The sequence below is a fragment of the Micromonospora sp. NBC_00389 genome (assembly GCF_036059255.1).
Classification (GTDB): Bacteria; Actinomycetota; Actinomycetes; order Mycobacteriales; family Micromonosporaceae; genus Micromonospora.
Genome location: NZ_CP107947.1, coordinates 149335 through 163018, shown reverse-complemented (window position 1 = coordinate 163018; position 13684 = coordinate 149335). Strand labels below are relative to the sequence as shown.

Annotated in this window: 12 protein-coding genes; 10 read left to right on the top strand and 2 right to left on the bottom strand. The window is 72.0% G+C overall.

The genetic code is table 11. The features are described from left to right. Entirely contained in the window at window positions 1-594 is a 594-nt protein-coding gene (locus OG470_RS00830; RefSeq protein WP_328419755.1) for a hypothetical protein, read from the bottom strand. A gap of 177 nt (window positions 595-771) precedes the next feature. Here OG470_RS00830 and OG470_RS00825 point away from each other — a divergent pair, with 177 nt between their 5' ends. The 9 genes from OG470_RS00825 to OG470_RS00785 all read left to right on the top strand — a co-directional run bounded on the left by OG470_RS00825 (window position 772) and on the right by OG470_RS00785 (window position 11746). Continuing rightward, window positions 772-1227: a Fur family transcriptional regulator gene (locus OG470_RS00825; protein WP_328419753.1), complete on the top strand. Its 456-nt coding sequence runs from the start codon at window positions 772-774 to the stop codon at window positions 1225-1227. Then, a complete protein-coding gene (locus OG470_RS00820) occupies window positions 1224-2711 on the top strand; it encodes a catalase (protein WP_328419751.1) in 1488 nt (495 codons plus the stop codon). Before OG470_RS00825 ends, OG470_RS00820 begins: the two co-directional genes overlap by 4 nt. A 241-nt stretch (window positions 2712-2952) precedes the next feature. Continuing rightward, window positions 2953-5559, top strand: coding sequence for a sensor histidine kinase (locus OG470_RS00815; RefSeq protein ID WP_328419749.1), 2607 nt, complete (start codon window positions 2953-2955; stop codon window positions 5557-5559). Beyond that, complete coding sequence (locus tag OG470_RS00810) at window positions 5559-5981, top strand: roadblock/LC7 domain-containing protein (RefSeq protein ID WP_328419747.1); 423 nt, start codon at window positions 5559-5561, stop codon at window positions 5979-5981. The genes OG470_RS00815 and OG470_RS00810 overlap by 1 nt, the downstream gene beginning before the upstream one ends. Beyond that, a complete protein-coding gene (locus OG470_RS00805; RefSeq protein ID WP_328419745.1) occupies window positions 5971-6360 on the top strand; it encodes a DUF742 domain-containing protein in 390 nt (129 codons plus the stop codon). Before OG470_RS00810 ends, OG470_RS00805 begins: the two co-directional genes overlap by 11 nt. Continuing rightward, on the top strand, window positions 6341-6943 hold the full coding sequence (locus OG470_RS00800) for a GTP-binding protein (RefSeq protein WP_328419743.1): 603 nt from the start codon (window positions 6341-6343) through the stop codon (window positions 6941-6943). Before OG470_RS00805 ends, OG470_RS00800 begins: the two co-directional genes overlap by 20 nt. Window positions 6944-7090: 147 nt before the next feature. Continuing rightward, complete coding sequence (locus OG470_RS00795; RefSeq protein WP_328419741.1) at window positions 7091-8128, top strand: lactonase family protein; 1038 nt, start codon at window positions 7091-7093, stop codon at window positions 8126-8128. A gap of 164 nt (window positions 8129-8292) precedes the next feature. Then, window positions 8293-10050, top strand: coding sequence for a substrate-binding domain-containing protein (locus tag OG470_RS00790; protein ID WP_328419739.1), 1758 nt, complete (start codon window positions 8293-8295; stop codon window positions 10048-10050). 211 nt (window positions 10051-10261) lie between these two features. After that, a complete protein-coding gene (locus OG470_RS00785; RefSeq protein WP_328419737.1) occupies window positions 10262-11746 on the top strand; it encodes a sugar transferase in 1485 nt (494 codons plus the stop codon). Window positions 11747-11793: 47 nt separating this feature from the next. Here OG470_RS00785 and OG470_RS00780 read toward each other — a convergent pair whose 3' ends face one another. Beyond that, on the bottom strand, window positions 11794-12924 hold the full coding sequence (locus tag OG470_RS00780) for a PP2C family protein-serine/threonine phosphatase (RefSeq protein ID WP_328419735.1): 1131 nt from the start codon (window positions 12922-12924) through the stop codon (window positions 11794-11796). Window positions 12925-12982: 58 nt separating this feature from the next. Here OG470_RS00780 and OG470_RS00775 point away from each other — a divergent pair, with 58 nt between their 5' ends. Beyond that, entirely contained in the window at window positions 12983-13627 is a 645-nt protein-coding gene (locus tag OG470_RS00775; RefSeq protein ID WP_328419733.1) for a MarR family winged helix-turn-helix transcriptional regulator, read from the top strand. Window positions 13628-13684: the final 57 nt, after the last annotated feature.

The window sequence follows — 13684 nt, the reverse complement described above, 5'->3', positions numbered from 1 at the left end:
TCAGCGGCTCGTGGCGTCGTGCGGGGTGTCCGGATGGCGCTGCTCGGGCGGATGGTGGCCGACCGGCTCCTCGCCGAGCAGGTCGGCGAAGAGTGCCCGGTAGTGCACGACCGCCTGGCGCAGCTCCTCGGTGCTGGCCTCGCCCCGGGAGTTGCGCAGGTGGATCTCGTGCGCGTCCCGGTAGTTGGCCAGCGTGCGGGCGTGGTCGACGGAGAGGTGGGCGGTCTGGTCGGAGAAGTCCCGGGTCGGGTAGCCCTGCTCCTCGATGAGCCGGGTGACCAGTTCATCCGCGTCACCCACGGTCTCGCTCGGCGAGTCGATGAAGCGGACCTGGAGCTCCTCCCAGGCGGCGGCGTAGCGGGCCCGGGACTCCGGGCTGAGCGGGGTGAGCGCGAGTTCGGCGTGCCGGCGTTCCCGGTCGCGCAGTTCGCGCTCCGCGGCAGACCGGCTGTCCTGCTCGGCAACCACCCGGTCGTACTCCGGCCCGAACCGGCTGCGCAGCTCGCGGCGCCGGATGAGCGACCGGGCGGCCACGGCCAGTGCCGCGATCACCAGCACGACGAGCACGATGACGATTATCTGCGTGGGCGACATGGGCTCCTCCTTCGTTACCCGGTATTCCCTCCGCGTACTGATCGCCAATCCCCATCCGGGGCACTTTCCTTGCCGGCCCGCGTCCGATGTCGGGATTCCTCCCGGCGATGACGAGGCACACAGTGCCGCACCCGACTAAAACTTGACTCATTCCAGAAAACGAGCTTGGGTGGGGTGATGCCGCTCGGAACCGACGTCGAACGCCTGCGGGCCGCTGGGCTGCGGGTCACGCAGCCTCGCCTCGCGGTGCTCGCGACGGTGCGTGAGCGGCCACACCTGGATGCCGACACGATCACCCGGCGGACCCGGGTCCGCCTCGACCGGGTCTCCGGCCAGGCGGTCTACGACGTCCTGCACGCACTGACCGACGCGGGTCTGCTGCGCCGGTTCACCCCGGCCGGCGGACCGGCCCGGTACGAGGTGGGCGGGGACGACCACGACCACCTCGTCTGCCGGGAATGTGGGGCGATCGTCGACACCGGCCGGAGCGCCGCCCCCGGGCCCTGCCTGGACCCGGGAGCCGCCGCGTTCGAGGTCGACTACACCGAGGTCACCTACTGGGGCCGCTGCCCCGACTGTCAGTCCCAGCACCGATCAGAAGCGCCGCACCAGCCACCTGGAGGAGAGCGATGAGCGACCAGGCCAACAAGCCGATCCTCACCACCCGGCAGGGTCACCCTGTCAACAACAACCAGCAGCAGCGGACGGTCGGCTCGCGCGGCCCCGCGACGCTGGAGAACTACCACTTCCTGGAGAAGATCAGCCACTTCGACCGGGAGCGGATCCCGGAGCGGGTCGTGCACGCGCGCGGTTTCGTCGCGCACGGCGATTTCGAGGCGTACGGGACGATCGGTGACGAGCCGGCGGCGAAGTACACCCGCGCCAAGCTGTTCCAGACCAAGGGTAGGAAGACCCCGGTCACCATCCGGTTCTCCACCGTCATCGGCGGCCGGGACTCCTCCGAGGCCGCCCGCGACCCGCGCGGCTTCGCGGTCAAGTTCCGCACCGAGGACGGCAACTGGGACGTGGTGGGCAACAACCTCCAGGTCTTCTTCATCCGCGACGCGATCAAGTTCCCCGACGTGATCCACTCGCTGAAGCCGGACCCGGTGACCTTCCGCCAGGAGCCGAACCGGATCTTCGACTTCATGTCGAACACGCCGGAGTCGATGCACATGCTGACCTGGCTCTTCTCCCCGTACGGAATCCCAAAGAACTACCGCACCATGCGCGGCTCCGGGGTGAACACCTACCGTCTCGTCAACGCCCAGGGCGAGGGCGTGCTGGTCAAGTTCCACTGGATCACCCAGCAGGGCGAGCACAACCTGACCCAGGCCGAGGCGGACGCGATCCAGGCCACCGAGCTGGGCCACGCCTCCAAGGACCTCTACGAGGCCATCGAGAGCGGTGAGTACCCGCAGTGGGAGCTCAACGTGCAGGTGATGAGCGACGACGAGCACCCGGAGCTGGACTTCGACCCGCTCGACGACACCAAGATCTGGCCGGAGGAGCAGTTCCCCTACCTGCCGGTCGGCATGATGACGCTCAACCGCAACATCACCGACCACCACAACGAGAACGAGCAGATCGCCTTCGGCACCGGCGTGCTGGTCGACGGCATCGACTTCTCCGACGACAAGATGCTGGTCGGCCGGACCTTCTCCTACTCGGACACCCAGCGCTACCGGGTCGGCCCGAACTACCTCCAGCTGCCGGTGAACCGGCCGCGCGAGGACGTCCAGGTCAGCACCAACCAGGGTGGCGGCCAGATGTCGTACGGGGTGGACAACCGGGGCGGTAACCCGCACATCAACTTCGAGCCGTCCTCGGTCGCCGGCCTCCAGGAGGCCGACGAGTCCTACCGGGAGTACCGGCCGTTCGTCTCCGGGCAGGTCATGAAGGCCCCGATCGAGCGGCAGAACAACTACTCCCAGGCGGGCCGCCGCTTCCGCGAGATGGCGGACTGGGAGCGCGACGACCTGATCCTCAACCTGACCACGCTGCTGGCTCAGTGCGACAAGCACATCCAGGAGAAGATGGTCTGGCACTTCAGCCAGTGCGACGAGAACTACGGCCGTCGGGTCGCCGAAGGACTTGGCATCTCCGCCAACGCCTGACCCGTACCCGCACCACCACGAGCGCCCCGCCGGTCCGCCGGCGGGGCGCTCGTCGTACCGCTCGGGGTGCATTCCGGAGCGTCGATCTCGGCGCGACAGGCGGTAGTGCAACGGCCCGCGATTACGTATCCTGCCCAAGGCGCCCGCGCCGGTGCCCGGCGTCCTGGCCGGGCGCAGCCGGCCGGCGCGTTGCCCGGCGGTGCCGGCGCCCCTCCTGCCACCCCTGTACGGGCGAGGTCTGATGAGAACCCGCGACTGGCCGATCCGTTCGAAGTTGACCGCGCTGGTCGTCGCGCCGGTCACCGCGCTACTGGCGTTATGGATCTTCGCGACCACGCTGACCTTCGGTCCCGCCCTGAACCTGCTCTCCGCCCGGACCCTGCTGTACGACCTGGGTCGCCCCGGTGAAGTCGTGGTCACCGAGCTGCAACGGGAACGCCGGCTCTCGGTGGTCCAACTCGCCGGCACCACCGAGCTGCCCGCGCTGACCGAGCAACGGCAGCGCACCGATCGGGCGGTCACCGAGCTGCGCCGCCGGGTCGACGGGGAGGAGCTGCGCGACGCCGCCAACGACCTGCTCGACACCCGGGTCGACCAGCTGGTCACCGCCCTGGCAGCGCTGCCGGCCGGCCGGGGCTTCATCGACGACCGGAAGGTGGACCGGGCCGGCGCGATCGGCCTCTACAGCGGCATGATCTCCTCGGCCTTCCAGGCGTTCGCCGGCATGGCGACCCTGGCCGACCCCGACCTCAACCGGCAGGCGTTGGCGCTCACCGCGCTGGGCCGCTCCCGCGAGCTGCTCGGCCAGACCGACGCCCTGTTGGCCGGCGCGCTGACCGCCGGCCGGTACGCCGAGGGGGAGCACACCCAGCTCGTGCAGGCCATCGGCAACCAGCGGTGGCTCACCGAGAGCGCGGTGGCCGACCTGCCCGAGGCCGGCCGGGCCGCGTACCAGCGGTTGACCGAGAGCGAGGCGTTCACCCAGCTGCGCACCATGCAGGACGCGCTGGTCGTGGCCGACCGGTCCGGCCGGCCACAGGTGGACGCGGCGAGCTGGCAGGCCAGCCACGACGCGGTGCAGCAGCAGTTGCGTGACTTCGAGCTGGCCGAGGCCGACGGGCTCACCGACCGCTCGGTGCCGATGGCGGTCCGGATCCTGATCCGCCTGGCCGCCGCCGGGGTGCTCGGGCTCGTCGCCGTGGTGGTCTCGGTGCTGGTGGCGGTGCGGGTCGGCCGCACGCTGGTCCAACGGCTCAGCGGGGTCCGCACCGCCGCCCTGGAGTTGGCCGAGCACCGGCTCCCGGACGTGGTGACCCGGCTGCGCCGAGGCGAGCAGGTCGACGTCGCCCGGGAGGCACCACCACTGGAGTACGGCCACGACGAGATCGGCGAGGTCGGTCGAGCCTTCACCGAGGTGCAGCGCACCGCGGTCCAGGCCGCGGTGGACGAGGTCACCCTGCGCCGTGGGCTCAACGAGGTCTTCCTCAACATCGCCCGGCGCAGCCAGAGCCTGGTGCACCGGCAGTTGCACCTGCTGGACCGGATGGAGCGACGCGCCGAGGACCCGGACGAGCTGGCCGAGCTGTTCCAGGTGGACCACCTCGCCACCCGGCTTCGCCGGCACGCCGAGGACCTGGTGATCCTCGCCGGCTCCGCGCCGGGCCGGGGCTGGCGCAACCCGGTCGCGATGGTCGACCTGGTCCGCGGCGCGATCTCCGAGGTCGAGGCGTACGACCGGGTGGACATCACCTCTGTACAGCCGGCCGGTGTGCTGGGCCGGGCCGTCGGCGACGTCATCCACCTGCTCGCCGAGCTGATCGAGAACGCCACCGCCTTCTCCCCGCCGGACACCCGGGTCACCGTGACCGGGGAGCAGGTGGCCAACGGCTACGCCCTGGAGATCACCGACCGTGGGCTGGGGATGTCCGCCGCCGCGTTGGAGACCGCCAACACCCGGCTGGCCAGCTCGCCCGAGTTCGACCCGGCGCAGAGCGCCCGGCTCGGCCTGTTCGTGGTGGCGCGGCTGGCCGCTCGGCACGGCGTGCGGGTGCGGCTACGCCCGTCCGGGGAGGGCGGGGTGACCGCCGTGGCGCTGATTCCCACCGACCTGGTCACCGCCGAGCCTCCGGCCGGCCCCGACCCTGCCGCACCGGGTGCCGCGCCGGCCGGCCCGGACCGGCGGCTGACCCGGACCAGCCGTCGGGGCGCCGTGCCCCGGCCCCGGATGGGCCGCAGTCGACCGACCACCGCGGCGCCCGCCGCCGGTGCCCCGTCCGCTCCAGCCACCGGCACCCCGGCTCCGGGCAGCCCGGCTCCGGCCGTGCCTCCCGCGATCGGGTCGGACGCCACCGAGCTGGGCGATCACGGGTCGCCGGTCACCGCGCCGGCCGCGGTCGATGGGCCAGGTGACGGTGTCGCCGACCGGGTGCCACCCGCTGACGAGTCGGTGGACGAGCTGGACGGGCTGCCTCGCCGGGTGCGGCGGCGTACCCCCACCACCCGGCCCCGGTCGACCGTCGCCGACACCGCGACGCCCCGATCGCCGGAGGAGGTACGCCGGGTGATGTCAGCCCTCCAGGCCGGCACCGCCCGGGGCCGCGCCACCGTCATCACCCCGGCCACCCCGGCGAGCCCGGCAGCTCCGGCGACCCCGGCAGCTCCGGTCAGCCCGGCCGCTCCGGCGGATGCGGCGGCTCCGGTGAGTTCGGCCGCGCCGGTGACTCCGGCCAGCCCGGTCGGCGCGGACCCCCGTACCGGGCCGGCCGCCGACCCTGGGCCCTCGCCCGCCGCCTCGCCCGGACCGGCGGCGGCCCCCGAACCCCTGACCGCGAGTGAGAGGGACGCCTAGTGCGGCATTCGACGAAGCAGAGCGCCGGCCTCGACTGGCTGCTCGACGAGTTGGTTGTACGGGTACCGGCCGCCCGGGAGGCGGTGGTGCTCTCCGCCGACGGGCTGCTGCTCGGCTCGTCGGCCGAGTTGGAGCGCTCCGACGCCGAGCACCTCTGCGCGCTCGCCGCCGGCTTCTCCAGCCTGGCCAGGGGCGCGAGCCGGCACGTGGACGGTGGCCCGGTCCGGCAGACCGTGGTGGAGATGGAGTCGGCGTACCTCTTCGTCACCGCCGCCGGGCAGGGCGCCTGCCTGGCCGTGGTGAGCGATGTCGACGCGGACATCGGGCTGGTCGCGTACGAGATGGCGATGCTGGTGATCCGGGTGGGGGAGAACCTCACCGCGCCAGCCCGATCGTCGGCCGGTGCCGGTGATGCGGGCTGAGCCGCCCGGGCCGCAGCACGAGTGGCTGGACGGCGACGCCGGCCCGGTAGTGCGCCCGTACACACTCACCGGCGGCCGGGTACGCTCCGCCGTCGACGGTTTTGACCTGGTCGCGTTCGTCCTGGCCGGCTCGGACCTCGATCCGGCGGGCGACCCGCGGCTGCTTCCGGAGCACCGGCGGCTGGTCGAGCTGGCCCGCCAACCCGTTTCGGTGGCCGAGTTGGCGGCCGAGTTGGACCTCGCGGTCGGGGTGGTCCGGGTGCTGCTCGGTGACCTCCTCGCCCAGGGCCTGGTCGCGGTGCACGAACCGCCGGCCGCCGGCAACCTTCCCGACGACGACATCCTCAAGGCGGTGGTCAGTGGACTCCGTGCGCTATGACCATGCGGGATCTGGCACCACCATCCCGCTGGCACTGAAGATCCTCATCGCCGGAGGCTTCGGGGCAGGCAAGACGACGCTGGTGAGCGCGCTCAGCGAGGTCCGGCCGTTGCAGACCGAGGAGGTGCTGACCGGTGCCGGGATCGGCACCGATGACGTCTCCGGGGTGGAGGGGAAGTCGACCACCACGGTGGCGATGGACTTCGGACGGATCACCATCACCGAGGACCTTCAGGTCTACCTGTTCGGCACCCCGGGCCAGGACCGGTTCTGGTTCCTCTGGGACGAGCTGGCCTTCGGCGCGCTCGGTGCGGTGGTCCTCGCGGACACCCGGCGGCTGGCCGACTGCTTCCCCTCCATCGACTACTTCGAACAGCGCGGCATCCCGTTCGTGGTCGGCGTGAACTGCTTCGACGACTCCCGCCGGTTCAACCTGGAGACCGTACGCCGGGCGCTCGACCTGGACCCGGACGTGCCGATGGTGCTCTGCGACGCCCGGGACCGGCAGTCCGGCAAGTTGGTGTTGATCTCCCTGGTCGAGCATGTTGCCCGGCAGCGCGGGGAGCCGGTGCCGGCCGCCTGAGCGGGGCGCCGCCCGCGTCCGGCAGCGCCGATGCCGTGGGCGAAGGCGTCGACGATGCCGATCCGCCGCCGGAAAGCCGGTTAACGGGCCGGCATCGCGGGCAGCCTCTGGTTGGATCGACGGAGGATGCCGGCGGAGGGGTTGGACGTGAGTGGTCAGGGCGAGATCGTCCACATCGGGGGTTACACGGCGCAGAGCGGCGGGCGGGGCAGTGGCATCGTGGCGGCCCGCCGCGACCCGGCCACCGGGGCGCTGACTCCGCTCGGCACGGTGGCGTTCACCCCGTCGCCCTCCTTCCTGGTTCGGCATCCCACCCAGCCGGTGCTCTACGCGGTCAACGAGCTGACGGACGGCGAGATCAGCGCCTGGCGGGTCGGGCCGGACGGCGCGCTGGACCCGCTCGGCAGCCAGTCGACCGGCGGCGCCGAGCCCTGCCACCTGGCCGTGCTGCCCGACGGCGCCCACCTGGTGGCGGCCAACTACGGCGGCGGCAGCGTCGCGGTCTTCCCGCTCGACCCGCAGGGTTCGCCCGGCGAGCGCACCGACCTGGTGGTGCACGAGGGTCACGGCCCGGACCCGGAGCGCCAGGAGTGGGCGCACACCCACATGGTCTCCCCGGGGTCGGGCCGGGGGCCGTTGCTCGCGGTGGACCTCGGCACCGACTCGGTCTACCGGTACGACCTGGACGGCGCGAGCGGGCGGCTGGTCCCACGCAGGCCACGGATCCGGACGGCGCCCGGCACCGGGCCCCGGCACCTGGCCCGCCACCCCGACGGACGGCGCTGCTATCTCGTCGGCGAGCTGGACGCCTCGGTCGTCGCGTACGAGCTGACCGACGACGGCGCGCTGCACCAGCGTGGTCGGGTCGAGGCGAGCGAGCGGACCGGCCACGTCCAGCCGTCGGAGGTGGCGGTCGCCCCGGATGGTCGATTCCTTTACGTCGCCAACCGCGGGGTGGGCACCCTCGCCGTCTTCACCCTGGCCGGCGAGTTGCCCGAGCTGGTGGCCGAAGTGGACACCGGTGGCGAGTGGCCCCGGCACTTCGCGCTGGTCGGGGACCACCTCTACGTCGCCGATGAGCGGGCGGACATGGTGCGGGTCTTCCGGCGGGACGCCGACACCGGCGTCCCGGCGCCCGTCGGGGAGCCCGTGCTGGTGCCGAGCCCGACCTGCGTGCTGCCGTGAGCCGCGGCATCGATGGACGGGATGCGAGGGCGACGCGGGTTTGGCAACACGACGGGGCCGCATCATCACTGTGAGTCGCTAAACAGTGATCAACTGTTTCTCCTGCGTAACTTTAGTCCGAACGGTTGTGGCAAGGACGGCATCTTGTACGCAAGATGGTCACCGTGTCAGCAGGCCGCCATCGCATGCGTTCGAAACTCCATCTAGCCGCCGCCGCCGCGACGGCGACGGTTCTCGTCGTCACGACCGGTGTCTGGTTCGGCTATCGAGAGCTGATCCAGCCCAACTGTTCGGGCGAGATCCGGCTCTCGGTGGCAGTCGCGGCCGAGCTCGCGCCAGCGGTGGACGCCGCCGCGTCCCAGTGGGTCAAGGACGGCGCCGCGGTAGGCGGCACCTGCATCCGGGTGGACGTCTCAGCGTCCGACCCGGTCGACGTGGCCGCCGTGGTGGCGGCCAAGCACGGTGTCATCCTGGCCGGCGTGGGACAGGCCAGTGGCACCGCCGTCACCCCGGACGTCTGGGTGCCGGACTCCTCGACGTGGCTGCTGCGGTTGAAGAAGGACGCGACCGCGTTCGCTCCGACCAACGGCGCCTCCATCGCGCGCAGCCCCATCGTGGTCGCGATGCCCGAGCCGGTGGCGGCCACCCGGCTCGGCTGGCCCAATGGCAAGTTCACCTGGACGGATCTGCTCAAGCAGCTCAACAGCAGCAAGCCGCTGCGCACCGGGATCGTCGAGCCCACCCGGGACGCGGCCGGCCTGTCCGGTCTCCTCTCGCTGACCACGGCCGCCAGCGCGGCTGGCGGCGACGCCCAGCGCAACACCGTCGGCGCGCTGCGTGCGCTGGCCACCGGCCGTTCCTCGCTCCGTAACGACCTGCTGGCCCGCTTCCCGACCTCCAAGGACGCGACGTCCATCGCCAGTGGTCTCGGCGCGGCGGCCCTGTCCGAAGAAGACGTGATCGCGTACAACAGCAAGGAGCCGCCGGTCAAGCTCGCCGCGCTCTACATGGAGCCGGCGCCGATGCCGCTGGACTACCCGTACGCGGTGCTGCCCGGCCTGGAGCCGTCCAAGGCGTCCGCGGCCCGGGTGCTGTTCGAGCTGCTCACCACCCCGACCTTCCGCAACCGGCTCGCGGCGCAGTCGCTGCGCGCGCCGGACGGCAACTGGGGCTCCGGCTTCAAGGCGCCGCAGGGTGCACCGAGCCCGGCCGGCGGCGCGTCGACCGCGCCGGCGACCGGCGGCACCGCCGCGGGTGGCCTGGACCCGGCCGCCATCCAGCGCGTCGTCACCACCTGGTCGGTCGCCACCCAGTCGGGTCGGATGCTCTGCGTCATCGACGTGTCCGGCTCGATGAAGGACGAGGTGCCCAGCGCCAACAACCGCAGCCGGGAGGAAGTCACCGTGGACGCGGCCCGCCGCGGCCTCGGCCTCTTCGACGACTCCTGGTCGATCGGTCTGTGGACCTTCTCCACCAAGCTGGTCGGCAACCGGGACTACCGCGAGCTGGTCGGCATCGCCCCGCTCTCCGGCCAGCGGGCCCAGCTGGAGGCGGCGCTCGGCAACATCAAGCCATCCGACGGCGACACCGGCCTCTACGACACGATGCTCGCGGCCTACAAGACGGTGCAGGCGGACTGGCAGCCCGGCCGGGTCAACTCGGTGGTGCTCTTCACCGACGGCAAGAACGAGGACGACAACGGCATCTCCCAGGCCGAGCTGCTCGCCCAGCTGAAGCGGCTCGCCGACCCGGAGCGGCCGGTCCAGGTCGTCATGATCGGCATCGGTGAGGGCGTCAGCAAGGCCGAGCTGGAGTCGATCACGAAGGTGACCGGTGGCGGCAGCTTCGTCACCAAGGACCCGACCGAGATCGGCTCCATCTTCCTCAACGCCATCGCGCTCCGCCCCCCAGCGCCGCGCTGAGTCGACGCACAGCACGAAAGGGCCCGCCGTACCGCAATCCGGTACGGCGGGCCCTTTTTCGCCCTCAACGCTGAAGAAAAGTGACGGCAATGCGTCGGAAGTAATCGGTCACCACAGTTGTCGGGGCAGGATGTCGACGTGTCCGACAATGTCGGCCCGCCTCCGGTCCGACCCGTCGGCCGGGGCCGTCCTGAGCGGAGTGGGAGGGCCGGTGACCGCTGCGACACTGTTGACCCCCGCCAGCACGTCGGCGAAGCCGGAAGGCCGTCCGGCCGGGCTGGTGGCGCGCGCCGACGAACGGTCCTACATCCGGATCCTGGTGGTGCTGGACACCACCGTCCTCATCCTCGCGCTGCTCATCGGGTACGTTTCCCGCTTCGGTAACGAGGAGCCGAGCGGCTCGAAGATCCCGTACGTGCTGGTGGCCCCGGGGCTGGTGCTGGCCTGGCTGGTCTCACTCAAGGCGCTCGGCTGCTACGACGACCGGGTGATCGGCTACGGCGCGGACGAGTACCGGCGGGTCAGCACGGCCAGCCTGCGGCTGGCCGGTGCGATCGCCATCGCCGGGTACATCGCCGACGTCGAGGTGTCCCGAGGCTTCCTCGGCATGTCCTTCGCGGTGGGCACCGTCGGGCTGGAGGTCGTCCGCTTCGCCGCCCGCAAGCGCCTGCACCGGGCCCGCTCGCGGGGCGCCGGCTGGTCCCGGAAAGTGCTGGTGGTCGGCGGCACCGCGCACGTGCTGGAACTGGTGCAGACCTTGCGCCGGGAGCCGTACGCGGGCTATCAGGTGGTCGGCGCGTGCATCCCCGACGCGCTGCTGGCGCCGGTGGCCCAGCGGCTGGGTGACGTGCCGGTGGTGGGATCGTTCCGTGGCATCCCGGAGGCCGCGACCGCGATCGGCGCGGACACCGTCGCGGTCACCGCCTCCGGTGAGCTGACCGCCACCCGGCTGCGCCGACTCGGCTGGCAGTTGGAGGGGACCGGTATCGACCTGGTGGTGGCGCCCGCGCTGACCGACGTGGCCGGCCCGCGGATCCACACCCGCCCGGTCGCCGGGCTGCCACTGATCCACGTCGAGGCGCCCGAGTTCCGCGGCGCGCGGAAGCTGGTGAAGGGCTTTGTCGACCGGTCCGTCTCATCGATGGCGCTGGCGGCGCTGCTGCCCCTGATCGCGGTCATCGCGCTGGCCATCAAGCTGGACAGCCGGGGCCCGGTGCTCTTCCGGCAGGTCCGGGTCGGCCGGGGCGGGCAGGAGTTCGGCGTGTTCAAGTTCCGCACCATGGTGGTGAACGCCGACGTACTGCTCGGTGAGTTGGCCGCCCGCAACGAGACCGACGGTCTGATGTTCAAGATGCGCGACGACCCCCGGGTCACCCGGGTTGGCCGGCTGCTGCGGAAGTGGTCGCTGGACGAGCTGCCGCAGCTGGTCAACGTGCTGCTGGGGCAGATGAGCCTGGTCGGGCCGCGCCCGCCGCTGCCGTCCGAGGTGGCCCGCTACGACGGTGATGTGGCCCGGCGGCTGCTGGTCAAGCCAGGAATGACGGGTCTGTGGCAGGTCAGTGGCCGGTCCGACCTGAGCTGGGAGGACGGCATCCGGCTCGATCTCTACTACGTGGAGAACTGGTCCCTCGCCGCCGACCTCACCATCCTCTGGAAGACCTTCGGCGCGGTGCTGAACAGCCGCGGCGCGTACTGACCGCCGGCGGCGGCGATCCCCACCGGCGGCGCACCGGGCCGGGCCGGTTACGGCTGCGGGCCGGTCCAGTCCAGGCAGACCACCACCGCGTCGTCGACCAGGTCGCCGGACACGAACGCGCGTAGGTCACCGAGCAGCGACCGGACGGCGTCCAGCGGCTCCATCGGGCCGGTCCGCCGCAGGAACCGGTCCAGCGCCGTCTCGCCGTAGCGCACGTGCTGCCCGGTGGCCTCCAACACCCCGTCGCTGACCACGAAGACCCGGTCGCCGCGCTCCAGCGTGAACCGCTGTTCGTGGTAGTCGGTCGCCTCGAACATGCCAAGCGGGAACTGCGCCTCCAGCGGCTGTTCGGTGACCTCCCCGCCGCGGAGCAGGACCAGCCGAGGCGAGCCGGCGTCGACCACGGTCATCACCCCGGAGCGCAGGTCCAGCTCCATCAGCAGCGCGGAGAGGTGCTGCTCACCCCGGTGCATGTCGTAGAGGGCCTGGTCGGCGAGGGCGGCCTGGTCGGCCAGGCCCAGCCCGCCCCGGCGGGCGTTGCGCAGCGCGTGGGTGGCCAGCGAGGTGAGCAGGGAAGCCGCCACACCCTCGCCGGTGCCGTTGATGGTCGACAGCCAGAGCCTCTGCCCGTCGTCGGACCAGTCGAAGCTGTCGCCGCGCACCGTGTACGCCGGCTCCAGCTGCCCGGCGAGGCTGAATGAGGGTCGGATCCGACTGCGGCCGGGCAGCAGGTCCCACTGCATCTCGGCGGCCAGGGTGAGCCGCTGGCTGCGCCGCGCCGCACGGTAGACGTCGGTGCCGGCGGAGACAGCGCTCAGTTCGTGGGCCAGCGCGGTGGCGATCTCGGCCACGTCGCCGAGGACGGCCGGGTCGTCCGGGACCGGCGACAGTCGCAGCACCCCCCGCCGTTCGCCGCGCATGCTGACCGGTAACCAGGCGGTGCCATCGGCGAGCACCGGCGTCTGGTGGTCGAAGGAGCGCCAGGCGGGGTGCCCCGGGCCCGTGATGGCGTCACCCTCGGTGAGTGGCAACAGCTCCGAGAGTCGGTAGTCGACCTGGAACAGCTCGGCTTCGGTGATCCGGTACGAGCGTGCAAGAACGTCCTCGACGCCGTTGACGAGCAGATCGGCGGGTGTCTCGTTCAGGGTACGTCGTGCCCGATTGACCGGTTCGCCCATCACCACTCCCTAGATCAAAGCTCGACCACCAGTGGGTTCGGAGTAGTCTCGGGCCACCATGGCCGAACTGCACGGTCCGCCGGACCCCGAGACGAGTATGGCTGCCGCTTTGGACGCGGCGGCGGCTGCCCTACTGACCGTGTGGGATTCCGCCCGGGAGGGGACCACCAACCGGGTCTCCGGAGCCCAGCTACGGGCCGTGATGGTCGTGGAGCAACACGACGGGATCAACCTGCGCCGGCTCGCCACCCGGCTCGACATGCTGCTCAGCTCCGCCAGCCGGCTCTGCGACCGGTTGGTCGCCGCCGGGATGCTGGAGCGGGAGCCGGGCCGCTTCGACCGGCGGGAGATCTCCCTGCACCTCACCCCGGAGGCCCGCCGGCTCCTCGTCGAGCTGCGGGCCGACCGTCAGGCGCAGCTCGCCGTCGTGCTGGCCGGGATGACCTCGGCGGGCCGCAACGCACTCTTGCGTGGGATGCGGGAGTTCAACGAGACCGCTCGCCGGCAGCAGGAGCGAAGCGTGCCGGCGCCGGGCGGGCCGGGCGACCCGGACCAGCCGACCGGGCGGGCGGGGGACTGGTCGGAGGATCCGGACCGGCCGACCCGGGCGGTGTGGCCGGGCGCCTCGGGTGGCCCGGAGCGGACGGTGGGCACCTCCCCGGAACGGCCAGCCGGCGAGCCCCCGGTGGCGCGGACCGCCTGATCCAGCCGGTCGGGCCGCCCCGGCGCCGATGCGGGCACCGCCTGGCTCCTCGCCTGG

Excerpts from the sequence above, each read along its gene's own strand:
- OG470_RS00830 (WP_328419755.1), bottom strand. The coding sequence starts at position 594 with ATGTCGCCCACGCAGATAATCGTCATCGTGCTCGTCGTGCTGGTGATC.
- OG470_RS00825 (WP_328419753.1), top strand. The coding sequence starts at position 772 with ATGCCGCTCGGAACCGACGTCGAACGCCTGCGGGCCGCTGGGCTGCGG.
- OG470_RS00820 (WP_328419751.1), top strand. The coding sequence starts at position 1,224 with ATGAGCGACCAGGCCAACAAGCCGATCCTCACCACCCGGCAGGGTCAC.
- OG470_RS00815 (WP_328419749.1), top strand. The coding sequence starts at position 2,953 with ATGAGAACCCGCGACTGGCCGATCCGTTCGAAGTTGACCGCGCTGGTC.
- OG470_RS00805 (WP_328419745.1), top strand. The coding sequence starts at position 5,971 with ATGCGGGCTGAGCCGCCCGGGCCGCAGCACGAGTGGCTGGACGGCGAC.
- OG470_RS00780 (WP_328419735.1), bottom strand. The coding sequence starts at position 12,924 with ATGGGCGAACCGGTCAATCGGGCACGACGTACCCTGAACGAGACACCC.
- OG470_RS00775 (WP_328419733.1), top strand. The coding sequence starts at position 12,983 with ATGGCCGAACTGCACGGTCCGCCGGACCCCGAGACGAGTATGGCTGCC.